The following is a 21,067-nucleotide window of genomic DNA, read 5'->3' as shown; positions in this document are numbered from 1 at the left end:
CGGCGCCGGGTTTCCGCGCGTATTCCGGGCGGTGCCTCATGCCGTGGCTGAGGCTCAACGACGTCGGCTACGACGACCCACTAGTGCACGCCGTCGGCAACAGCGCCTACGGGGCGCTGACGCGCCTCAAGCAGTACGCGAGCGCGCAGCGCACCGACGGGTGGCTGCCCGCCCTCAAGGCCCGCCAGATCGCGACACGGCGCGAACTCAAGGCGCTGCTCGACGTCCGCCTCGGCGACGGCCCGCCGATGATCCACCGGCCCGGCGACGAGTGCCGATGCCTCGAGGGAAAGAAGTGGAACGAGGGTCTCGGCGGGTACTGGGTGCACGCCTTCCTTGACGAGAACCCCTCTCGCGCCGAGAACGACGTGCACCGCGCCAAGACGCGCGAATTGAAGGACAAGGAGCTGCGCAACGCGGTCAAGGCCCGCGACGGCCTGTTCTGCCGGTACTGCGGCATCACCGTGAAGTGGGCCGACCGCAAGACCCCGTCGGGCGGTGTGCTCGACCATGTCGACCCGAAGATCGCCGCCGGTGCCGACAACCTGGTTGTCGCGTGCCGGGGCTGCAACGGACGCAAGAAGGACTGCACCCCCGAGGCCGCCGGGCTCATCCTGTTGCCCCCGCCGAACCTCGCCGCGATCAACGCCGAATCTGCGCCGGATCAACCGGCGATCACCGACCGATCACCGGATCGACCAGAAACCGACCCGGATCCCGCGCAGAACATCATCCCCGCCGGAAACCAGGCCCCACCAGCGGAATCCGACAACAACACCAGGCCCGACCCTGCCCAAAACCAGCCACAGAACCCCATGATCACCGACGGAATCACCGACGCGATGACTACCGGGACGGGTAGGGGACGGGACGGGGTAGCTCCCTTGACAGGCCCCACCACCTACCGGGACCGCGTAGGCGATGCAGGACCCAACGGCTACCGCCCCACCGTGGGCCCTGCCGACACACCCCGCGACCAACTCAGTCCCAACCCCTACACCCGCGCCGCCACACCGCCCCCGCCACCACCGGACATCCCCCGGTGACCCGCTACCGGGGCCAGTTCAACGCCCGCGAACTCGACGACCTCGCCGCGCACGAACTCCTCGAGCGCGAACGCGAACTCGCCCTCGCCGTCGACTGCCCCGAATGCGACCAGCCCGCCGGCCACCCGTGCCTCACCCCCGACGGTCGACCACTCCGCGCCCCCGCCCACTGGCGACGGATCCGGGCGGCCGACCACCACCGACAGGAGCGTGACCCCCAATGACCACCGAACCCGAACACCCCGCCCCGGCCGTCGGTGTCGACCTCGAGCCGTGGCAGCGCAGCCTCGCCGAGGCGCACTTCGCACATGCCCGGAGGATCGACAACGTCGCCCGGTCGACGCTCGCCGCGATCGTGCCCGGAGTCGCGGCCGCCGTCGTCCACATCGGCCGGTCGTTCGCCGCGCTCGCCGAGGCGCTGCAGGCCACCGTGCCCGCGCTCGCCGCCCTCGACGAGATCGCCGCGCGCAACGCAGCCGACCGGTTCGCGCGTGCGCTCGAACTCACCCGTACCCGCAACACCGGACCCGCCCGGCAGCCTCGGCCGCCGCGCACGATCAACGCGAGGGGAACCCGCCCGTGACCGACGTGACCGACCCGAAAAACCTGCGGCAGTGGCAGACCGAACTCGCCGCCCTCGCCGCCAAGCTCACCGACCCCATCACCCTCAAGGTGATCCGCGACGACATGACGACCACCACCCACACCAAACCGTCGTTGCTCGAGCAGCTGCGCCAGGCGCACGCGCACGGTGGCGAGACCGGCAAGGCATCGGGCAGCTCGCCCGGCGCCCCGATCCGGGTCGCCGCGGCCGACCTGCAGCGCAACCTCGATCGACAGGCCGCGACCCTGCATTTCAACGTGCTGGTGCAGGACGCTGACGCCGTGTCCCGGATCCGGGCGGCCGCCGGCATCGCCGGGCGATGGGCCGACATCAACCGGGTCGCCTCGACCGTGTTCGAGCTGCGGTACATGGTCGAGCGGATCGAGGAACTCCTCGACCCACCCCGGCGGCTGCACATCGCCGCGGCGTGCCCCGCGTGCGGGCAGGGCATGGTGTGGCGCCTCGACCCCAGTACCGGCGAACTGGTCCAGGCCCCGGCGCTCGCCCTCGACGCCCGCACCGGCTGTACCTGCCTCGGCTGCGGGCAGGTGTGGGGCCCGGAAAACCTCGAGTTCCTGCAGGGCGTGCTCACCGTGGAGCAGGCCCGGCGGCCGCGGCTGCGCAGCAGCGCCGAGGGCAACGGACACCGATCCGAAGTCCCGACCGGAGCGACCGGTAACGACGACCAGGTGGCCGCGCGATGTGCAGCCGACGACACTGAAACCCATGGGGGTACCCGATGAGTAAGAACCGATGGCGCCCGAACCTCGGCTCGCCGCCGCCCGCTCCACCGAAGCCGACGACCGGACAGTGTGGACACCAGGTGCACCCGACTACGGAGAACTGTTCGACGTCGGGCTGCTGGAACAACAGCGACCAGCGGCACAAGGGCGTCGAGAAGTAGGCGCAGTGGTCAACAACACCGAACCCGCGCCGCCGGACGACCGGCCCACGCTCGACACGCGGTAGACGAACCCCTGTTCGACAGGCGAGTGATCGTTCTGCATACTGAGGGCACTTAGGCGAAGTGTGCCCGGACACGGCACCGAGAGAAGCCCCGACCGGAACCGGTCGGGGCTTCTCTCATTTCGCCGCCCCCGGAGATCACGTCATGGCTGATGGGGGTGTGCCCTCGCCGCCCGGATTGCTGTTCGGACTCCACGTGTCCGACGTCCGGCCAACACTTCGGGTGGGAGGAATGGCCTCGGCGAACGGGCGCCCGTGGCGCCGGGTCACGGCGCAGCTGCGTGAACTCGCGGCAGCGTCCGGTGCGGCGTGCGGGTTGTGCGGGCACCGGATCGACCTCGACCTACCAGCCGGGCACAAGCTGTCGTTCACGGCCGACCACATCGTGCCGCGCAGCAAGGGCGGACCGGACACCCTCGACAACGCCCGCCCCGCCCATCGCAGTTGCAACTCGAGCCGCGGCAACCGGGCACAAGAGGCGCCGATGCCGACTTCGCGAAGGTGGTGACCGTGCATGCCGTGGATCAAACGACAGAAGCACCGGCCGCACCGGTGCATGACGCCGGACAACCTCAACACCGTGCTCCGGGGCATCGTGACCGCTGGTGATCAATGGCGATGCGACCCGTGCGGCACGGTCTGGACCGTGCACAAGACCATGTCGTCCGCGCAGCCGTACGCGTTCCGCAAGGACTTCACGTAGGTGGTGATCATGTGCGGCAGGTAGTCGTGATCGCGGGTCCGATCTGCGCGGGCAAGACCACGCTCGCCCACAAGCTCGCCACCGCGAACGGCGGGCGGGTGCTCGACCGTGACGAGATCGCCCGCGCGATGGGCAGCCCGCGCCGCTGGCTGCACAGCAAGACCTACAGCCGACAGGCAGAACACGTGATGCGGCTCGAGCTGGACCAGATCGCCAAGGCCCGCCAGGGCGTCGTGTATGTGGTGCGCTCCCTGCCCGTCGCGGCACAGCGCGCCGCGCTGGTCGAGAGGCTGCGCGCCGAGTTGATCCTGCTGGATCCCGGTCGCGACGAATGCGTGCGCCGCGCGCGAGCGGACCGCCGGCCACCGGGCAGCGTGCCCGCTATCCACCGGTGGTACGCGCGATATCTGCCCGGCACGGAACAGGAACCCGACGAGCAATTCGCCACGTCGCGTGACTGGTGATCACCGTCCACACGCGACACACCGGTGCTCATCGATGTGCACCGCGCTGACCTGGGTTTTTTCGGTGTGAGGGCACGGGAGACCCCGCGCCCACCATCCCTGAATTTCTCCCCGGCAAAAAATCACAGGGTGGAGGGTGATCACATTGACGGGCGAACGGATCACGACGATGAGCGATGTGATCGCGGCTGAGATCAAGGCGACGCGCAAGCGTGGCGGGCTCACGCGCGGCGAGTTCGCCGCGGCCGCATGGGAGAAGGGCGCGCCGGAATCGTTCAGCGCCGCCGTGGTCGGCTACATCGAGACCGGCCGCCCGGACAAGGACGGCCGCCGGCGCCGCGAGGTCACGGTCGACGAACTGCGGTTCATCGCCGCGGCTGCAGGTACGACGCCGCTCGGTCTGCTCGGCGAGCACGCCGCGCTGCTCGGAGGCGACGAGCCGCCGGAGTGCCCGCGTTGCGCGGCGGAAACGGGCGCGCTCGAGCGGCAGGTGCGCGCGGACATCACCGCACTCGGCGACCTCGCCGACACCGAACCCGGTCTCGCCGAACTCGCCTACGCGCTCGCCGCCGGGATCGACCGCGGTGCCGATGAGAACCCGATACCGCCGCTCGCGAAGGAACTACGGGCGACGCTCAAGACGCTGACCGACGCCGTAGCCGTCCGCACGGCGCCGGATGACGACGACGAGTTCGGCGACCTCGGCGACCCGGAATAGATGGACGGCTCGAGCCCGCCAGATTTGCCGGACTCGAGCCGTACCGAACTTGGAGTTACTGCGAGATCCACCTACTTCTTTGGCGCCTCGAACAGGGATGCAACGAGAGGACCACCTCCGTTAAGAGCGAGAATCACGATGGTGGCGCAGATCGCAACTACTGCGAGGAGAGCGATAAGTGTCACCGTGAGGAACCGGCGGTAGGGCTTCCCTTTGCTCAGCAGGGCGACAAGCGCCCACCACCAGCCATCACGCGCCAATCGTGGAGATTTCTGTCCCTTGCGTCTGCGACTACTCTTGCCCATTGCGGCCTACCTTGTTCTGCTTGCTAGCTGGCGAGATTGGTCGTGTGGGTGCCCTGAACGTTGCGAGCGGGAAGGGCGCCCACTCTGTAATCACCTGTGAACTTGCGTTGGGGTTGTCTGCGTGCAATCGCGCTCTCTCTCCGTCCATGAATGGTTGAACGCGGGCACCTTAACGCAGCCAAATCGGACGCCACTCTAAATTTAAGTCGCCGCTTATATGCGCTGCTCGCAGCGGTTTTCGGCTGATTCGCGCGCGCGACTCTACTCCCATTTGCATGCGAACGAACACGCCAACCTACCGCTTATATTCCCTGTTCAGGGGCGTGAATTCGATCAGAGGGCTTAGCTTGAAAGAGGTTCACTAGTTTCCCTGTATGTCGGTTGGAAATTCACTTCGTTATAACGGTTGAGTTTCGATCCCTGACTGCGGCAGGGGGGCGCTATGGATCGCACAGAAGCCCTCAGGGCGCAACTGCTCGACCTGTACGGGCTGCGGTGTGTTCCCCGGTGGGGGACGCCGCGCGACCTGTCACGGAAGACGTACGGGCCCAAGGTGGCGAGGATCGCCGAGGCGTTCGGGACACCGTTCATGCCGTGGCAGCGCTACGTCGCCGACGTCGCGCTCGAGGTCGATCCCGTCACCGGACGTCTGGCCTATCGCGACATCCTGCTGATGGTGCCCCGGCAGTCGGGCAAGACAACTCTTCTGTTGGCCAAGATGGTGTGGAGAGCCCAAGCGTGGCCACGGCAGAACATCTTGTATTCGGCGCAGAACCGTCTCTCGGCGCGCAAGAAGTGGGAAGAGGAACACGTGGCCGCGCTCGACGCTGCGCCGCGGTTCCGGGGCCGCTACACCGTCCGCAAGGTCAACGGGAACGAATCGATCAAGTGGCGCAACGGGTCGCGGCACGGCATCACCTCGAACACCGAGACCGCCGGCCACGGCGAGACGCTCGACGACGGAACGATCGACGAAGCTTTCGCGCTCGAGGATTCCCGGCTGGAACAAGCCTTCTCCCCGGCGATGATCACGCGACCGCAACCGCAACAGTGGCTGGTGTCCACGGCGGGCACGAAAGCGAAGTCGCATTTCCTCAACGGCAAGCGCAAGCGCGGTCGCGAGATCATCGAGGCGGGTGAGTCGTCCACGTTCGCCGTGTTCGACTGGACCGTCGGCGACGTCTACGACCGGGACGACCCGGCGACCTGGTGGTCGTGCATGCCCGCGCTCGGCCACACTGTCGCCGAGGCCGCCGTGCGCAGCGAGCGAGAGAAGATGGAGGCGGGCGAGTTCGACCGCGCCTATCTCAACGTCACGAAAGTGGTGGTCGTCGCCGACGACCCGAACGTGCCCACCAAGTGGTGGGCGGACCGGCACGACGCGCGCTCCACCGCGGCAGACGTGGCGCTCGCGGTCGATATCACACCGGACCGACAGAAAACCGCGATCATGGCCTACGGGCACCGCCCGGACGGCCGCGGGCACGTCGAGGTGATCGAGCTGCGCGACGGCACCGACGGCGTGGTCGAGCGGCTTGTCGAACTGCGCGACCGGCACAACCCGATCGCGGTCGGTCTCGACGTCGCAGGGCCCGCCGGTTCGCTGCTGGTCCCGCTCAACAACGCAGGATTCACGACACCGAAGGATCCGATGAAGCCGGGGCGCGGGCAGCTCGCGATCCCGACGTCGCGTGAGTTCGCCGCGTCGTGCGCTGCGTTCGCCGACGCAGTGGAGCACGACCGCCTGCGCCACCTCAACCAACGACCGATGAACGAAGCCTTGACCGGTGCCCGTACGCGCGTCCTCGGCGACGCGTGGGCATGGGCACGTCGCACAAGCGACTCGAATATCGCGCCGCTGGTGGGCGGAACCGTGGCCCGGTGGACATACGAGAGCCGCGCGCACCTGGTGATCGACGACTATGACGTGCTGGATTCGGTGTGGTGAAAGGAGAATCTCGGATGTCGCGTGACCTGGTTACGACGCTGCTCGACCTCGCCGGGCTGCTGCTGGTCGCCGCCGGGATCGGCGCCGCGCTGTTCCCGCTGATCGGGTGGGCCGCGCTCGGCCCGGTCGGGGTCCTGCTGCTCGCCGGGTCACGGGTCGCGGTGTGGATCGGCACGCCGTCCGCCGCGCCGACCTGGTGGAAGAGGCTTCGCGGGGGTGATCGCCGGTGAGCCTGTTCTCTCGTGCGTCCACCGTGGACGATTCCGAGATCCCCACGCGGCCGGTGTCCGGCCGCACCGGAACGGCCGTGGTCACCAACAAATCCGCCATGCAGCACTCCGCGGTATGGGCGTGCCTGCGGCTGCGGGCCGACCTGATATCCACAATGCCAGTCGATTCCTTCCGCATGGTGGACGGGATCCAGGTGGAGACCAAGAAACCGCCGGTGCTGATCGCACCGGGCGGCGAGCGGGTGAAGCTGCACGAGTGGATGTACTCGACGCAGGTCGACCTCGACCGCGCCGGCAACGCGTTCGGCATCATCACCGCGTTCGACGGTCTTGGCCTCCCCGCGCGTATCGAACTGGTCGACCTCGCCGACGTCACCGTGCGGATCCGCGGCGGGCAGATCGATCACTACCGGATCCGCGGCGTGAAGTACCTGCCTCACCAGATATGGCACGAAAAGCAGTTCACCGTCGCCGGTCTCCCGGTCGGTCTGTCGCCCACCTCCTACGCGGCGATGAGCATCGGTCAATACCTGTCGGCGCAGCAGTTCGCGCTCGACTGGTTCACCGACGGCGCGATCCCCGCCGGCGAACTGCGCAACACCGAGAAGACGGTCAGCCCGGTGGAGGCCACCGCGATCAAACAGCGGTTCAAAGCATCCGTCGCCGGGCGCGACCTGTTCGTGCACGGCAAGGACTGGGAATACAAGCCGATCCAGGCGATGGCCTCGGACGCGAATTTCCTGCAGGTGCAGCAATTCGGCATCGTCGACATCGCCCGGTTCTTCGGCTGCCCGGCCGACGTCATCGACGGCGCGGTCGCCACCGGGTCGATCACCTACGCGTCGATCAGTCAACGCAACCTGCAGCTGCTCATCATGAACATCGGCCCGGCCGTGTTCCGGCGCGAAAGCGCGTTGTCGGACCTGTTGCCGCGGCCGCGGTTCGTGAAGCTCAACAGCGACGCGCTGCTGCGGATGGACCCCCAGACCCGCGCCGAGGTTCTCGGCAAGCAGATCGCCACTCGGCAGCTCGCACCGTCCGAGGCTCGCGCGCTGGAAAACCGGATGCCGTTCACCGACGAGCAGCTCGCCGAGTTCGACCGGCTGTTCGGCAACCCCCGCACGCAGCCCACCACTGCAGAGTCAGGAGCGACGACATGACCCCCGAGTCTCGCGCGGCCGCGGCCGCCGAACGCAGCCGCGCCGTGGCCGCGCGGGCTGACCGGCCCTCGCAGCGGCGCGCGGCCGAACACGACACCGCGCCGCCGCGGGTGTCCGCGCAGCTGCGCGGGTTGCAGCTGCGCGACTCCGCGGCCGGCGCCGGGCTCGAGTTCGATGGGTTCGCCACGGTGTACGACCGCGGTTACGAGATGTGGGATTACTACGGTCCCTACACCGAAGTGGTGTCCGCCGGGGCGGCGAGTGAAAGCCTTGCCCGCGCCGACCTCGACGTGCCGCTCGTGCTGCAGCACCAAGACCTGCGCCGCATCGCGCGCACGACCAACGGGTCGCTGCAGCTGACCGAGTCCGACGAGGGGTTGCGTGTCCTCGCGCCGAACCTCGACCGCGACGACCAGGACGTCGCCTACATCGTGCCCAAGCTGCGCGCCGGGCTGATCGACGAAATGTCGTTCAAGTTCCGGATCACGTCCGGGCAGTGGTCACCGGACTACACCGAATACCGCATCAACGCCTTCGACCTTCACCGCGGCGACGTCGCGATCGTCGGCTACGGCGCCAACCCGCACACCACCGGCGCCGGGCTGCGCGCCGCCGATCCCCTCGAGGCGCTGCGCGCGCTCGACGAGGACCAGGCCCGCGCCGCGCTCGCCGCGCTGCAGGCCCGTTTCACCACGACCCCCGCACCGTCTCGTGTCCTCATCACCGACGAGGACACGAGGATGCGCCGCCTGTAGGCGGCGCGCTTTCCCTGCTGCTTCGCGTAAGGAACCCCGCACCGCGCCCGCGTGGCCTGGTCTGGGAGTCACCGCCTGCTGCCTGCAGGGCCATCCGACGAACAACGATCCCCGCCACGCGGGAGGGAGGACGACGTCACCCATGACGCTCGCTCAGCTCATCGCGCAGCTCCGGGGCCAGATGGCCACCAAACTGGAGCAGCGCAACGGATTCGCCTCGACGCTCGCCGACCTGCGCTCGCAGGACACGGTCGACGAGGCCAAGGTCACCGAGGCTCGCCAGGCAAAGGACGACCTCGACACCGAACTCGACGCCCTGCAGGCGCGGGTCGCCGATCTCGAGGCGGAACAGGCCCGCGACGACGCAGCCGACCGGTTGCAGCGCGAGACCAACCCCGGCGCCCCGCGCCCCGCCTACGACCAGGTGGCGCGCGTCGGTACCGAGGAACGCACCTACCGTGCCGACCAGGACCGCAAGGGCGCCGGGTTCGCCCGTGACGTCGCCTCTGCGTTCCTCGGCGACTACGGCGCGCAGGCCCGCCTCGCCCGCCACATGAACGAGGAACAGGTCGAACGGGGCGCGCAGGTCGAGGGCGCGCAGCAGCGCGCGGTCGGTACCGGCGCGTTCACCGGGCTGGTGGTCCCGCAATACCTGGTCGACATGTACGCGCCGATGGCTACCACCGGCCGCCCGTTCGCGGATGCCTGCCGTCACCACGACCTGCCGGAAACCGGCATGATCGTGAACCTCGGCCGCGGCACCACCGGCACGAGCGTGGACGACCAGGCATCCGAGAACACCAACGTCTCCGAGACCGACTACGACGACACCCTGCTGACCATCCCGGTTCGCACCGCGGCCGGCCGACAGACCGTGTCGCGCCAAGGTGTCGACCGTGGTGTGCAGGTCGACGACACGGTCGTCGAGGACCTGTACAAGCGGTACCACGCGAACGTGGACTCGAAAACGATCAACCTCGCGACGGTCGGTCTCTCCGCGGTCGCGACGCCGGTCACCTACACCGACGCCACCCCGACGGCTGAGGAGCTGTACCCGAAGATCCCCGAGGCGCTCGCCGGGGTCGAGGGCGCGCTGCTCGACGTCGCGTCCGGCGAGAACATCGCCGTGATGCACTCCCGCCGGTGGTACTGGCTGCAGAACGCCATGAGCACCAAGTGGCCGCTCATCTCGCAGCCCGGCATCGTCGAGAAGACCCTCGGCGCGAACTACGCCGAACGGTACGGCTCCGGCATCCGCGGCGTGCTGCCCAACGGCACCCCGGTGCTGGTCGACAACAACATCGCCACCAACCTCGGCGCGGGCACGAACGAGGACGAGATCTACCTCGGCGACAAGAACGAGTTCCACCTGTGGGAGGACCCGAACGCGCCGGTGCTGATCCGCGCCGAACAGGCCAAGGCCGAATCCCTCGGGATCGTCCTGGTGGTCTACGGCTACTACGCCTTCACCCACAGCCGCTACGCGCACGCCCGCAAGATCTCCGGCACCGGGCTGATCACGCCCGCGTTCACCGGGGTCTGATCCAACCCCCGTCCACCTGCAGCGGCGAGCACCGTCCACACCGGACCGTGCTCGCCGCTGCGTGTTTCACCCTGTCGCAGGAAGGAAATCGGAATGAGCAACGAGGACCAGGCCCCCGCCGTCACCGCGCCGGAGGGCACCGCGCCGGGCACCGCCACGTCGGCGACCGACGACGCGATGATCGCCGCGCTGCTGCGCGAACGCGCCGCCTACGCCGGTCGGGACGGCATGGACGACCGCGTCAAGGCCGTCGACGAGCAACTCAAGCTGCGCGGGTACACGGCACCGGCCGAGGCCGAGACCGCCGCACCGGCCGCGCGGGGCGACGCGCCCAAGGATGCGAAGCCGGCCACCGCGAAGCGTCAGCAGACCCGGTAACCGCGATGGCCGAGACGGTCTACGCCACGGTGGCGCCGCTCAAGAAGGCGCTCAACATCCCGGCGACCGACACCAGCGACGACGCCGACCTCGCCCGCCATCTGGCGACCGCGTCGCGCGGGATCGACCGGGCATGCGGCCGGCACTTCTACCGGGACGACATCGCCACCGCGAAGGTGTTCCCGGTCGTGGGGCGGACGTTGTTCGCCCCTGAGGGGCATCTGCTGCTCACCGGCGATATCGCCACGCTCGACGGGGTGGTCGTCGAGGAGGGCTACGCCTACGGCCAGTTCACGCAAGCGACCCGGTTCGAGCTGTCTCCGCTCGCACCGGATCCCGGTTGGCCGCACACCGGGGTGGCCACGGATCGGGTGTGGCCGCACGGCCCGACCGGGCGCGTCCGGGTCACCGCGGTGTGGGGATGGCCCGCCGTTCCTGAGGACATCGTGCAGGCGACGTTGTTGCAGGCCGCTCGGCTGCATCGCCGCAAGGACTCCCCGGAAGGGGTGAGCGGGTCGGCTGAGTGGGGCTTGATCCGGATCAGCCGTTCCGACCCGGACGTCGCCGCGATGATCTCGCCCTTCGTGCTCCCCGGATTCGGATAGGGGGCGCGGGTGGAGATCACAGCAGTCAAGGCCGCGGCCGCCGCCGCCGTCGAGGCTCACGTCGAGGGGCTGCGCTGCTTCGCGTTCGTCCCGGACGCGATCAGCCCGCCGGCCTTTTTCGTCGCCGAGGTCGAGGTCGAGTACGACACCACGTTCGGCCGTGGCATGGACACCGTCTATCTCACGTGCCGTCTGCTGGTGTCGCACGCGACCGACCGCACCGGGCAGCAGCAACTCGACGGCTATCTCGTGGGTACCGGACCGACGTCGGTCAAGGCCGCGCTCGAGGTCGACCAGTCGCTCGGCGGGACCTGCGACGCCGTGCGGGTCCAACGGTGCTCCGGCTATGGCCTGTACGAGCACAGCAACAGCCACTACTACGGCGCCGAGTGGCGCGTGTTGATCATCGGGCGGGGGAACTGACCGTGTCGCTTTTCGTGCTGCTCAACTGCAGGTTGTTCACCGGCGGCGCCGACCTCACCGGATCCTCGAACAAGCTCGAGCTCAACGCGGAGGTGTCCGACGAGGAAGGGACCAACTTCGCTTCCGGTGGTTGGAAAGAGGTTCTCGGCGGACTGCGCGAGACCGAACTGTCCGGCGGGGGTCAGTGGGAGGCGGGCGACCCCGGTCGAGTCGACGACGCGCGGTGGTCCGAACTCGGCGGGCTCGGCCCGTGGACGGCGTGCCCGGACCGGGCCGACCTCGGCGCACTGGCCTATTTCACGTTGGCGATGTCGGGCAAGTACAAGCTCGGCGACCAGGTCGGCGCGGTCGCGCCGTGGGAAGGCGAGGCCAAGGGGTCGTGGCCGCTGATACGCGGGCAGATCGCGCACCCGCCCGGCACCGCCCGCACCGCGACCGGCACCGGTTCCGGGATCCAGCTCGGCGCCGTCCCCGCCGGAAAACATCTCTACGCCTCGGCTCACGTTCTGTCGATCGCGGGCACCGGCTCGCCGTCGATCACCCTCGGCATCGAGTCCGGCGCCGACAACACGTTCGCCTCGCCCACCGACGTCGCCACGTTCGCGGCCGCCGATGTGCTCGGCGGGCAGATCGCCCGCGTACCGGGGTCGATCACCAACACCTGGTTCCGTCCCACGTGGACTATCACCGGCACCGCGCCGTCGTTCCTGTTCGTCGTTGCCCTCGGCATCGCCTGACCCTGTAAGGAGAAAACCCCCATGCCGCACATGGTGCTGCTCGCGTCGTACCTGTCGATCAACGCGACCGACGTGTCGGAACACTCGAGCAAAATCGAACTCAGTGTCGAGGTGTCCGACGAGGACGCGACGACGTTCCGGTCGTTGGGCTGGAAAGAGGTTCTCGGCGGAATCAAAGAGGGATCCTTGTCCGCCACGTTCAAACAGGACATCGCCGCCGGTGAACTCGACGCGACCATGTGGCCACTGTTGGGGACGCTGGTCCCGTTCGAGGTACGGCTGTCCGACGCCGCGGTCGGGGCCAGCAACCCCAAGTACACCGGAACCGTCCTCGTGAAGAAGTGGGCGCCGATCGCCGGACAGGTCGGATCGATCGCCGAGGTAGACGTCGAGTGGCCGACGTCGGGACAGGTTTCCCGCGCGGTGTCGTAGATGCCGGTCGACCTCGACCTGTCGGGCCCGGAACGCCGGTTGCGCGACATCGCGCGGGCCCTGCGCACCGAAGAGGACGGAAAGCAGCTGCGGAAGGATCTTGCGCGGAACCTGCGTACCGCGCTGCAACCTGCCCGGCAGCAGGCCCGCGCCGCCATCCGGTCGATGCCGTCGCAGACGAAACATCCCGGTCGGTCGTTGCGGTCGGCGATCGCCTCGAAAATCCAGGTCGTCGCGAAGATGTCCGGCAAATCGGCCGGCGCCCGCGCGGTCACCAAGACCATCAAGCTCCGCGGCTTCACCCACGCGCCCCGGCGCACGAACTCCGCGGCCGGTTGGTCGCATCCGAACTGGGACCACGGAAGCACTTCCCACCAGATCGGCAAACCGGACTGGTTCGACGACGCCATGCGCGGAGCGGCGATGGACGCCCGCCGCCGCGTGGTCGACGCGATGGAAGAAACCGCGCGTCGCCTCTCTCGAAAGGTGTGAACCCCATGCGTTTTGTCATCGCCTACAGCCCCGATGGCGGCGAGGCACAGCGGTACGACTTCGACCCGGACGACCTGCGGGTCGCCGCGGCCGAGGACCTCGAGCGCAAGTTCGAGGGCAGCCTCGGCGAGCTGCAGCAGTCGCTCGTGTCCGGTTCGGTCCGCGCGAAGCGGTGCGCGCTGTGGCACGTGCTGCGGCAGACGCACAAGGATCTGCGGTACGACGATGTCGATTTCCGTTCGGGCGAGGTCGAGGTGATCCTGAGTCGTGAGCTGCTGGAGCAGATGCACGCCGCCGCGCAGACCGCGACCGGTGTCCCGGAGGACAAGCGGCGCGTTGCGGTCGCCGCGATCGAGGCGCAGCTGAGCAGGAGTGCCAGTGTCGACGGCGAGGGCCAGGACGACGAGGTGCCCGGTCCGGCGGGAAAAGCGCCATCGAGGAAAAAGCGATCCGGTACTGCCTGAAAATCTCTGAGGTGCTGCACATTCGCCCGTGGGAACTGGGGCTGTTGACCGTCTCGCAGTTCCACGCGGCGTGCGCGTACATCGATCAAATCATCGAGGCGCAACAAAAAACTACATAGCGGCAAGGGGGTGTCATGGCCTCCGATACGTCCCTGCTGTTCGACATCCTTGGTCGTGACGGCGTGTCTAGCGTGTTCCGGGAGATCCGGCGGGAGGCACTCGTCACGGCTGGGGTGATGCGCTCGGCGGGTGAGTACACCGCGGGCATGGCGCAGAGCAACGCGCAGAGCATCCTCGGTCTCACTCAGACGTTCGTGAAGTTCGGGGCGGTCGCCTCGGCGAGTGCGCTGGTGGCCGGTGGTGCGCTCGCCGCGGTGCCGCTTGCGTTCGCCGGGCTCGGCGCCATGGTGCTCAAGGAGAACGCCGTTGTTGCGCAGGCGTTCAGCTCGCTCGGCTCGCACGTCAAATCGCAGCTCACGGAACTGGCGGCGCCGCTGGTCCCGTACTTCGCGCAGATCGCCGGGCAGCTGCGAGGAACGTTCGACGAGTTGGCGCCGTCGATCGGGCAAGCGTTCTCGGCCGTCGGCCCGTACCTGACCACCCTCACTGACGGCATCACCGGGTTCGCGTCGCAGGCCATGCCGGGATTTCTCACCGCCATTCAGGCCGCCGGACCAGTGTTCGACGGACTGGCCGATTTCCTTACCTCTCTTGGCGCTGGTGTCGGTCAGTTCGCGGCCAACCTCGCCCCGGCGGCTACGGCCGTGGGACAGGCGTTCTCGGCGCTCGGTCCCGCGCTCGGCGATATCCTCGGCACGGTAGGCGCGGTTCTCGCGACCCTCGCTCAAGCCGGTGGGCCGATCCTCGAGGCGCTGCTGCCTGTAATCGTGTCCCTTGTGGACGGTTTGGCGGGCGCGCTGATCCCGGTAATTCAGAGCCTCGGTCCCATTTTCGTGCAGGTCGCGACGGCCCTCGGCCCGCTCGCCGATGCGCTGGTCGGGGTGTTCGAGGCAGCCGGACCCGCCGTGACCGAGATCTTTACGCAGCTCGGCGGGCTGCTCACCGGATCGCTGATCCCGGCGCTGACGCAGATCCTGCAGGCCGTGACCCCGTTGGTACCGGTGTTCTTGTCGCTGCTGGCGCCGATCCTGCCGTTGGTGCCCGCCATCGCCGAGATCGCCGCTCAGCTCGCCGGAGCGCTCGCGCCGATCCTGGTGCAGCTGGTGCCGATCGTCTCGCAGATCATGACCCTGATCTCGCAGTTCGCGGCAGACACCCTGCGGCAGCTCGCCGCCGCCATCCTGCCGGTCTTGCCGGTTCTCGGTCAGCTCGCGTCCACCCTCGGAACCGCGATTCTCCAGATCCTGCAGGCGATCTCGCCCGTGCTCGGCGCGCTCATCGGCGCGTTCGTGCAGCTGTTGCCACCGCTGGTGCAGCTGCTACCGCCGATCGCCGACCTGGTGCTCGCGCTCACGCCGATCATCACCATGGTCGCCGAACTCGCCGCGTTCCTGATCAACTTGCTGGCGCCCGCGCTGGTCTTTTTGGTTGGTCACATCGTGAATTTCCACGCGTTCAGCCTGCAACTGCTCGGCGCGGTCGTGAAATTCGTCGTCGATGTTTTCGGCGGTGCCTGGGAATTCGTCAAGGGCTTGACGTCCCGCGCCATCGACGGGATCGCCGCGGCCATCTCGTGGTTTGGTTCCCTGCCGGGCAAGATCTCCGGGTGGTTCGGCGAGGTCACACGCTGGATCCGTATCCGATGGGATGAAGCAGTGTCCTTTGTGGCCGGTATTCCCGGTCGGATCCTCGGCGCACTCGGCGATCTCGGCGGGCTGCTGGTCCGCGCCGGACGCGCGATCATCGACGGTTTCCTGCGTGGACTCAAAAACGCGTGGGGCGCGGTCACCGATTTCGTGTCCGGCATCGCATCGTGGATCGCCGACCACAAAGGCCCGTTGTCGTATGACCGGACGCTGCTGCAACCCGCCGGTGAGGCGATCATGCGCGGCTTCCACGACTCCTTGGTCGAGAACTTCGGTCTCGTGCAGGGATTCGTGCGTGGCATCGGCCCGTCGATCGCCGCCAGTGCGGGCGGTCTCGGCGGAACGCTCGGCGCCGGGTACGGCGCGGCCGGTGGCGGACCGCCCGGCACGGCCGCGGCCGCCGGCGGATCCGGTGGCCGGTCGCTGGTCCACATCGAGAACTACCACCCGCCCGCCGATGCGCCGCCCGGCGAGGTCGCGCGCGATCTCGACTGGTTCTCCAAGAGCGGGGGTTACTGATGGCGGGCGAGCTGGTGACCCTCGACGGTCAGCTCGAGTGGCGTAACACCCTGCTCGGCAGCGACACCACGTTCGGCACCACACGGATCACGGGATTGTGGGACCTGCCGGGGCAGCGCGGCGGAAACACCGCGCTGCCCGGCTACCACGGCAGCTACCTCGGTCAGCTGCTCTCCACCGACCGCGAAGTCGTCTGGGAATGGATCTACCGCGGCGACCATCCCGCACTGCCGGCCGCGCTGGACACCCTGCGCCGGATCACCGCCCCCGGAGAGAACCCGGACAACGAACCGTTGGTGATCCAGCTCGACGGGCTGCCCGTGCTGCTGAACGCCCGCGTGAAGCGCCGGGCGATCCCGACCGACCTCAAGTACGCCAACGTCGGCTACGTCGCCGGTGCGGTCTCCTGGGAAGCCAACGACCCGCGGCTGTACAGCGTGGCCGAGAAGACGGTCTCTACCCGGCTCGCGGTGCCTGCCGGTGGCGGGCTGGACTTCGGCGGGGGCGGGCTCGACTTCGGTGGGGGCGGGCTCGACTTCGGTGTCGGCACCACCGGCGGGCAGGCCATCGCCACCAACGCCGGGCACGTGCCCACGTGGCCCGTGCTCGAGATCGACGGCCCGGTGCCCGGACCACAGATCATCTACGGCGGCCGCGTCCTGATGTTCGATCCCGCGTGGACCGTCCTCGCCGGGCAAACGCTGCGGATCGACACCGCGCCCGGATCCCGCACCGCCGAGATCAACGGCGTGAGCGTGCGGCAACGGCTGTTCGTCGCGCAATGGACACCACTCGAACCCGGCGAGCCGACCCGGATCCAGTTCACCGGCGGCGCCTACAACCCGGCCGCCGAACTCCGTGCCATCTGGCACGACGCCTACCAATGAAACAGGCCGCTGCATACGACGTCAGGGGAGGGGGGTCAAGGCTCCGTTCGTTTCTCGTCGCCAACGCGATTCCCCGTCGGAAAAATCAACCGTAAGAGAAGGCCCTTGCATTTGCAGGAGAACACTCCTTCTAATCTTGACTTTCTCTGATAGCTTAGTTTTGAAAGCGGGATCCTCGCTTAAGCGTTTTGGATCTTCTGGGTGCATTGTTTCGTGGTGTTCCTCGGCTACACGCGTGATGAAGTCGCGCATTGAAACGGTGGCTCGATTCATTCGCGTAGGTGTCGTGGTGGGCGCAAGAGTGTCATAAAGGATTTTGTGTGTCTCACCTGCGAATATAACCGTTAGGTTGACAGTGTAAACGGGCAATGATCCAGCATTATGGTAGTAGATTGAATGGCGCCATGCGTGGGGTGATGCTGTCATGGGTTCTTCCAATTGCAGCCATAGGCCGAACTTGGTTGCCTGCTCGCGCTGGTTTGATTCCTCGAGCCTTCTTAGTTGTTCAGACTGATTTCGATTTGTTGCAATTGTTGCGTTTGCGGCAACGCCTGCGGCGAGTAGAGCAAATACCGCAACGATGGAGCTAGCGCCGGACGCCCATGCCGAGAACCAGTCCGCCTTCTTGTCCTGCAAAACACCCCATGTCACAACACCGGCGACGAGAAGCACAAGAACACCCGCGCCGAGGAACGCAGCGCGTTTCCATCTTTTATCCATGGGCCAAGTATCCCAAGTCGGACCAAGATCGTTACGAGGATGGAGGCTTTGCAGTGGCAGAGCGTGATAGCTGGGCGACTATGAACGGGTCCACCCGCGTGGTCGACGCCGAGGATTCCCGCGTGGCGTTCGGCGCGCTACTGCAGCCCGGCGCGACCGCGACCGCGAAAAGCGTCGGGATCATCAACGCCGCCGGCACTCCGGGACTGGTCGCCGCGACCACGCCGACCCCGGACGTCAACGTCAAGGTGTCCGCGTTCCAGGCCGCGATCCCTGCCGCCCGCGGCATGGGCCCGTACATCGCGACGCTCGACACCGACAAGACGCTCAACGTGTTGGGGACCGACCCGGCCGACCCGTCGAACGCGCGCCGTGACCTGATCATCGCCCGGCAGACCGACACCTACTACGGCGACGGGTCGACCGCGTACACCGTGATGCGGGTCAAGGGCACCGCGGCCGGTAGCCCGGTCGACCCCGACCCGACGCAAGGCGGGCTCTACCCCGACTACCTGCTGTTGGCGCGGATCCGGGTCGGCGCCGGGGCGACCACGATCACCGGCGCGATGCTCGACGACCTGCGCCCGGCGCGCGTTGTCTCCCTCGGCGGTGTCGTCCCGGTCGCGAACCTGACCGAACGTGCCGCACTGCCGGCGGTTCCGGGGCTCACGATCTACCGGCGCGACAAGGGATGGACCGAGGTCTACAACTCGACGTTGGGGACCTGGCAGTGCCAAGGCACCGTGACCGCCGGCGCGCTCGCGGACATCACCCACCCGTTCGCCGGGCAACTGGCGATCCTGACGACCGACAACATTCTGTACCGGTGGACCGGGTCCGCGTGGAACGCCACGATCAGTCTCGTCAACGCCGCGGCCCCGCGCGGTGTCGTCGCCTACGGCGCCCACACCGGCGCAGGTGGCACCAGTACTAGCGAACTGATGCAGCCGGAGATCGCGACAGGAAATGTGGTGTCAGGTCGCCGATACCGGATCATCCACAAACGCAGCGAGGCGGGTAGCTCGAACATCGCGAGCTTCCGCTATCGGTTCAAGGCAGGCAGCTCCATCGACCTCGCAGGCAGCACCGCGATAGAGCTGCAAACGGACGCGCTGCCAGGGTCTTTCAAGACGACGACCCGTGAAACGTTGTGGGTCGCGCCCCTCACCGGTCAAGTCACGTTCGGTCTCTCGGCATTCGTGAACTCCGGCACAGGCACGATTGATACTGGTCGCATCCGCGAGGTTCTGGTCGAGGATATCGGTATCTGATGGCGGCGCCGCTCTACACCTACATGGTGCACGACCTGCTGACCAACGCCCCGCTCGCCGAACTCCCGTTGTCCAATGTGGAGTATTCCAAGCGGCTCAACGATTCCGGGTCGGCGCGCGGGACGTTCGGGGTCGAGTCACGGACTAACCCGTTTCGGAAGGTGCGCGACCCGTACGACCTCACGATGCCCGGCCGCCGCTGTCTGTACGTCTACCGAGACGACACGCCGATGTGGGGCGGGATCATCTGGACCCGCCGTTACAACTCGACCTCACGTACGGTCGAGGTCGGTTGCGGTGACTGGTGGACGTACTTCGATCACCGCAAGGTGGTGCCGCTACTGACTTTCCCGGTGGCGCCCGCCTACGACATCGCCGAACTGCGGCTGACGTTCGGTGGCGATCAGAACGACATCGCCCGCGGTCTCATCCAAGTAGCGCAGGCACACACCGGTGGAGATCTCGGCATCATCGGCGACACGTCGCTATCGCTGATCGACCGCACCCGCCAGTACGCCGGATACGAACTGTCGTGGGTGGGCGAGGCGCTGCGGCAGCTCGCCGCGGTCGAGGGCGGCGCCGACATGATGTTCGATACCGGCGGCCCCGACGTGAACGGCCGGCCAACCCGGCTGTTTCGACAGGGCACGCCGTACCTCGGCCAGCAGGGATCGCCGTGGGTGTTCGAGTTCGGCGCGAACCTCATTGACTACACGTGGCCATCCGACGCGACCCGCTACGCCTCCCGCGGGTTCGCCACCGGCGAGGGATCCGACGACGGAACCCTGATCGCCGCCGCCGAGGACACCAGCCGCTACGCCGGCGGTTTCCCGCTCATCGAATCCGAGACCGCCTACACCACCGTGTCGAACGTCGACACCCTGCAGCAGCACGCCGACGCTGATCTGTTCGCCTCGCGTCTCCCGGTTGTCCTGCCGGAACTCGAGGTGCGCGGCGACCGGTCGCCCATCGTCGGCGAATGGGGACTCGGCGACGACGCGCACGTGATCATCGAGGACGATTTCGTGCCCACCGGGATCGACACCAGCCTGCGGATCATCGGCATGTCCATCTCGCCCGGCGAGGACCGCGAAACCGTCCGGGTCACCTGTGGCCCGCTGCTCGACGACGTCGCCTGACACCGAAGGGAACACGCACTGTGGGGCAGCTCAACCAGCCGTCGAACCTGGTCGACCGGGTATCCAAGCTCGAGCGGGCGCTTGAGGCGTTCCGCAAACTGTCCGGCCTCACCTCGGCGATCATCCGCCGAGGCGGCATCACCTTGCTCGACGACAGTTTTCTCAAGGTGGTCGACGACCAGGGAACGCAGATCCTCTACGTCGGACCGAACAGCGACGGAAAACAGGTGTTCAACCTGAACCGTGAGAACGGAACCGTTGTGCTGCAATCAAACTACTTCGCGGGGCAACCATTTTTCGCGATGCGCGACCAGAACAACGTGATTCTCTTTTCCGACAACGCCGCCGGTTCCGGCGGGATGGCCCGCCCGTGGCTGCCCATCCCGATGTACGCCAGGTTCGTGACCCATCAAGAAGACGTAGTCGACCCCGGACTCGGCTACACCTACAACGATATGTGGATCGACAACGGGGCACTTGGAACCGAAAAGATCCTGTGGCGTGGCAACGCATCCGTGCTGCACAAGTTCGTCCAGATCACCGGGGCATGGGGGCGCGCGGCAGGGTCGGCACATGTCCCGCGTTACCGGCTCAAGTTCAACGACACCACCGTGGGCACGTGGACACAAACCGCCTACTCCGGAAACACGCAAGGCCCTTTCGATATCTCAGCCTTCCTTGACCATAACGACGTCACCGTGGACTTGACCTGCTCCCTCGATACCGGCGGCGCGGGCGCCACGTTCTGTCAAATCGAGGGCGTCTACATGCGACAGTGACGTGATCTACGGG

27 protein-coding genes are annotated in these 21,067 nt (G+C 67.5%); 26 read left to right on the top strand and 1 reads right to left on the bottom strand.

Going from position 1 to position 21,067, the window contains the following annotated elements:
• The first annotated feature begins 38 nt into the window (after nt 1-38).
• The 23 genes from ACM6LR_RS05785 to ACM6LR_RS05675 all read left to right on the top strand — a co-directional run bounded on the left by ACM6LR_RS05785 (nt 39) and on the right by ACM6LR_RS05675 (nt 17,145).
• On the top strand, nt 39-1,046 hold the full coding sequence (locus tag ACM6LR_RS05785) for an HNH endonuclease (RefSeq protein ID WP_414943326.1): 1,008 nt from the start codon (nt 39-41) through the stop codon (nt 1,044-1,046).
• Entirely contained in the window at nt 1,043-1,270 is a 228-nt protein-coding gene (locus tag ACM6LR_RS05780) for a hypothetical protein (protein WP_414943325.1), read from the top strand. The genes ACM6LR_RS05785 and ACM6LR_RS05780 overlap by 4 nt, the downstream gene beginning before the upstream one ends.
• The gene (locus ACM6LR_RS05775; protein WP_414943324.1) at nt 1,267-1,629 is read left to right on the top strand and encodes a hypothetical protein; all 363 of its coding nucleotides are present in this window, start codon (nt 1,267-1,269) and stop codon (nt 1,627-1,629) included. Before ACM6LR_RS05780 ends, ACM6LR_RS05775 begins: the two co-directional genes overlap by 4 nt.
• Complete coding sequence (locus tag ACM6LR_RS05770; protein ID WP_414943323.1) at nt 1,626-2,393, top strand: hypothetical protein; 768 nt, start codon at nt 1,626-1,628, stop codon at nt 2,391-2,393. Before ACM6LR_RS05775 ends, ACM6LR_RS05770 begins: the two co-directional genes overlap by 4 nt.
• 10 nt (nt 2,394-2,403) lie before the next feature.
• Nucleotides 2,404-2,619 (top strand): hypothetical protein, encoded by a 216-nt coding sequence (locus ACM6LR_RS05765; RefSeq protein ID WP_414943322.1) that lies wholly within the window; start codon nt 2,404-2,406, stop codon nt 2,617-2,619.
• A 142-nt stretch (nt 2,620-2,761) separates the two neighbouring features.
• Nucleotides 2,762-3,124: an HNH endonuclease gene (locus tag ACM6LR_RS05760; protein ID WP_414943321.1), complete on the top strand. Its 363-nt coding sequence runs from the start codon at nt 2,762-2,764 to the stop codon at nt 3,122-3,124.
• A gap of 6 nt (nt 3,125-3,130) precedes the next feature.
• Nucleotides 3,131-3,319, top strand: coding sequence for a hypothetical protein (locus ACM6LR_RS05755; protein ID WP_414943320.1), 189 nt, complete (start codon nt 3,131-3,133; stop codon nt 3,317-3,319).
• An 11-nt stretch (nt 3,320-3,330) separates the two neighbouring features.
• Nucleotides 3,331-3,783, top strand: coding sequence for an AAA family ATPase (locus tag ACM6LR_RS05750; protein ID WP_414943319.1), 453 nt, complete (start codon nt 3,331-3,333; stop codon nt 3,781-3,783).
• Nucleotides 3,784-3,919: 136 nt separating this feature from the next.
• Nucleotides 3,920-4,501, top strand: a complete 582-nt coding sequence (locus ACM6LR_RS05745) for a hypothetical protein (protein WP_414943318.1) — start codon at nt 3,920-3,922, stop codon at nt 4,499-4,501.
• 747 nt (nt 4,502-5,248) lie between these two features.
• Nucleotides 5,249-6,754 carry a terminase large subunit domain-containing protein gene (locus tag ACM6LR_RS05740; RefSeq protein WP_414943317.1) on the top strand — a complete coding sequence of 502 codons (1,506 nt, stop codon included), beginning with the start codon at nt 5,249-5,251 and terminating at the stop codon, nt 6,752-6,754.
• Nucleotides 6,755-6,768: 14 nt separating this feature from the next.
• Nucleotides 6,769-6,984: a hypothetical protein gene (locus ACM6LR_RS05735; RefSeq protein ID WP_414943316.1), complete on the top strand. Its 216-nt coding sequence runs from the start codon at nt 6,769-6,771 to the stop codon at nt 6,982-6,984.
• Nucleotides 6,981-8,144, top strand: a complete 1,164-nt coding sequence (locus ACM6LR_RS05730) for a phage portal protein (protein ID WP_414943315.1) — start codon at nt 6,981-6,983, stop codon at nt 8,142-8,144. Before ACM6LR_RS05735 ends, ACM6LR_RS05730 begins: the two co-directional genes overlap by 4 nt.
• Nucleotides 8,141-8,899: an HK97 family phage prohead protease gene (locus tag ACM6LR_RS05725; RefSeq protein WP_414943314.1), complete on the top strand. Its 759-nt coding sequence runs from the start codon at nt 8,141-8,143 to the stop codon at nt 8,897-8,899. The genes ACM6LR_RS05730 and ACM6LR_RS05725 overlap by 4 nt, the downstream gene beginning before the upstream one ends.
• Before the next feature lie 142 nt (nt 8,900-9,041).
• The gene (locus ACM6LR_RS05720) at nt 9,042-10,442 is read left to right on the top strand and encodes a hypothetical protein (protein WP_414943313.1); all 1,401 of its coding nucleotides are present in this window, start codon (nt 9,042-9,044) and stop codon (nt 10,440-10,442) included.
• Between the two features lie 93 nt (nt 10,443-10,535).
• Nucleotides 10,536-10,820 carry a hypothetical protein gene (locus tag ACM6LR_RS05715; RefSeq protein ID WP_414943312.1) on the top strand — a complete coding sequence of 95 codons (285 nt, stop codon included), beginning with the start codon at nt 10,536-10,538 and terminating at the stop codon, nt 10,818-10,820.
• A 5-nt stretch (nt 10,821-10,825) separates the two neighbouring features.
• Nucleotides 10,826-11,425 carry a phage gp6-like head-tail connector protein gene (locus ACM6LR_RS05710; protein ID WP_414943311.1) on the top strand — a complete coding sequence of 200 codons (600 nt, stop codon included), beginning with the start codon at nt 10,826-10,828 and terminating at the stop codon, nt 11,423-11,425.
• 9 nt (nt 11,426-11,434) lie between these two features.
• Nucleotides 11,435-11,848, top strand: a complete 414-nt coding sequence (locus ACM6LR_RS05705) for a hypothetical protein (RefSeq protein WP_414943310.1) — start codon at nt 11,435-11,437, stop codon at nt 11,846-11,848.
• A 2-nt stretch (nt 11,849-11,850) separates the two neighbouring features.
• Complete coding sequence (locus ACM6LR_RS05700; RefSeq protein WP_414943309.1) at nt 11,851-12,585, top strand: hypothetical protein; 735 nt, start codon at nt 11,851-11,853, stop codon at nt 12,583-12,585.
• A gap of 21 nt (nt 12,586-12,606) precedes the next feature.
• Complete coding sequence (locus tag ACM6LR_RS05695) at nt 12,607-13,017, top strand: hypothetical protein (protein ID WP_414943308.1); 411 nt, start codon at nt 12,607-12,609, stop codon at nt 13,015-13,017.
• Nucleotides 13,018-13,509 carry a hypothetical protein gene (locus ACM6LR_RS05690; protein ID WP_414943307.1) on the top strand — a complete coding sequence of 164 codons (492 nt, stop codon included), beginning with the start codon at nt 13,018-13,020 and terminating at the stop codon, nt 13,507-13,509. It begins immediately after the preceding gene.
• A 5-nt stretch (nt 13,510-13,514) separates the two neighbouring features.
• Nucleotides 13,515-13,973, top strand: coding sequence for a hypothetical protein (locus tag ACM6LR_RS05685; protein WP_414943306.1), 459 nt, complete (start codon nt 13,515-13,517; stop codon nt 13,971-13,973).
• A 134-nt stretch (nt 13,974-14,107) separates the two neighbouring features.
• A complete protein-coding gene (locus ACM6LR_RS05680) occupies nt 14,108-16,258 on the top strand; it encodes a phage tail protein (RefSeq protein WP_414943305.1) in 2,151 nt (716 codons plus the stop codon).
• Nucleotides 16,258-17,145 (top strand): hypothetical protein, encoded by an 888-nt coding sequence (locus ACM6LR_RS05675; protein ID WP_414943304.1) that lies wholly within the window; start codon nt 16,258-16,260, stop codon nt 17,143-17,145. The genes ACM6LR_RS05680 and ACM6LR_RS05675 overlap by 1 nt, the downstream gene beginning before the upstream one ends.
• A gap of 21 nt (nt 17,146-17,166) precedes the next feature.
• Here ACM6LR_RS05675 and ACM6LR_RS05670 read toward each other — a convergent pair whose 3' ends face one another.
• Nucleotides 17,167-17,865: a hypothetical protein gene (locus tag ACM6LR_RS05670; protein WP_414943303.1), complete on the bottom strand. Its 699-nt coding sequence runs from the start codon at nt 17,863-17,865 to the stop codon at nt 17,167-17,169.
• A 53-nt stretch (nt 17,866-17,918) separates the two neighbouring features.
• Between ACM6LR_RS05670 and ACM6LR_RS05665 the strand changes: the two genes are divergently transcribed.
• The 3 genes from ACM6LR_RS05665 to ACM6LR_RS05655 are packed head-to-tail and all read left to right on the top strand — an operon-like array spanning nt 17,919 to nt 21,054.
• Nucleotides 17,919-19,136, top strand: coding sequence for a hypothetical protein (locus ACM6LR_RS05665; RefSeq protein ID WP_414943302.1), 1,218 nt, complete (start codon nt 17,919-17,921; stop codon nt 19,134-19,136).
• The gene (locus ACM6LR_RS05660; protein ID WP_414943301.1) at nt 19,136-20,275 is read left to right on the top strand and encodes a hypothetical protein; all 1,140 of its coding nucleotides are present in this window, start codon (nt 19,136-19,138) and stop codon (nt 20,273-20,275) included. The genes ACM6LR_RS05665 and ACM6LR_RS05660 overlap by 1 nt, the downstream gene beginning before the upstream one ends.
• 20 nt (nt 20,276-20,295) lie before the next feature.
• Complete coding sequence (locus tag ACM6LR_RS05655; protein ID WP_414943300.1) at nt 20,296-21,054, top strand: hypothetical protein; 759 nt, start codon at nt 20,296-20,298, stop codon at nt 21,052-21,054.
• Nucleotides 21,055-21,067 lie beyond the last annotated feature (13 nt).

This window comes from Amycolatopsis sp. cmx-11-32 (assembly GCF_047608695.1).
Lineage (GTDB): Bacteria > Actinomycetota > Actinomycetes > Mycobacteriales > Pseudonocardiaceae > Amycolatopsis.
This window is presented reverse-complemented; position numbering and strand designations above follow the sequence as displayed.

Coding starts and splice junctions, on each gene's coding strand:
- ACM6LR_RS05785 (WP_414943326.1), top strand. CDS start 39: ATGCCGTGGCTGAGGCTCAACGACGTCGGCTACGACGACCCACTAGTG.
- ACM6LR_RS05775 (WP_414943324.1), top strand. CDS start 1,267: ATGACCACCGAACCCGAACACCCCGCCCCGGCCGTCGGTGTCGACCTC.
- ACM6LR_RS05765 (WP_414943322.1), top strand. CDS start 2,404: ATGGCGCCCGAACCTCGGCTCGCCGCCGCCCGCTCCACCGAAGCCGAC.
- ACM6LR_RS05760 (WP_414943321.1), top strand. CDS start 2,762: ATGGCTGATGGGGGTGTGCCCTCGCCGCCCGGATTGCTGTTCGGACTC.
- ACM6LR_RS05755 (WP_414943320.1), top strand. CDS start 3,131: ATGCCGTGGATCAAACGACAGAAGCACCGGCCGCACCGGTGCATGACG.
- ACM6LR_RS05740 (WP_414943317.1), top strand. CDS start 5,249: ATGGATCGCACAGAAGCCCTCAGGGCGCAACTGCTCGACCTGTACGGG.
- ACM6LR_RS05735 (WP_414943316.1), top strand. CDS start 6,769: ATGTCGCGTGACCTGGTTACGACGCTGCTCGACCTCGCCGGGCTGCTG.
- ACM6LR_RS05725 (WP_414943314.1), top strand. CDS start 8,141: ATGACCCCCGAGTCTCGCGCGGCCGCGGCCGCCGAACGCAGCCGCGCC.
- ACM6LR_RS05720 (WP_414943313.1), top strand. CDS start 9,042: ATGACGCTCGCTCAGCTCATCGCGCAGCTCCGGGGCCAGATGGCCACC.
- ACM6LR_RS05715 (WP_414943312.1), top strand. CDS start 10,536: ATGAGCAACGAGGACCAGGCCCCCGCCGTCACCGCGCCGGAGGGCACC.
- ACM6LR_RS05710 (WP_414943311.1), top strand. CDS start 10,826: ATGGCCGAGACGGTCTACGCCACGGTGGCGCCGCTCAAGAAGGCGCTC.
- ACM6LR_RS05695 (WP_414943308.1), top strand. CDS start 12,607: ATGCCGCACATGGTGCTGCTCGCGTCGTACCTGTCGATCAACGCGACC.
- ACM6LR_RS05690 (WP_414943307.1), top strand. CDS start 13,018: ATGCCGGTCGACCTCGACCTGTCGGGCCCGGAACGCCGGTTGCGCGAC.
- ACM6LR_RS05685 (WP_414943306.1), top strand. CDS start 13,515: ATGCGTTTTGTCATCGCCTACAGCCCCGATGGCGGCGAGGCACAGCGG.
- ACM6LR_RS05680 (WP_414943305.1), top strand. CDS start 14,108: ATGGCCTCCGATACGTCCCTGCTGTTCGACATCCTTGGTCGTGACGGC.
- ACM6LR_RS05675 (WP_414943304.1), top strand. CDS start 16,258: ATGGCGGGCGAGCTGGTGACCCTCGACGGTCAGCTCGAGTGGCGTAAC.
- ACM6LR_RS05670 (WP_414943303.1), bottom strand. CDS start 17,865: ATGGATAAAAGATGGAAACGCGCTGCGTTCCTCGGCGCGGGTGTTCTT.
- ACM6LR_RS05660 (WP_414943301.1), top strand. CDS start 19,136: ATGGCGGCGCCGCTCTACACCTACATGGTGCACGACCTGCTGACCAAC.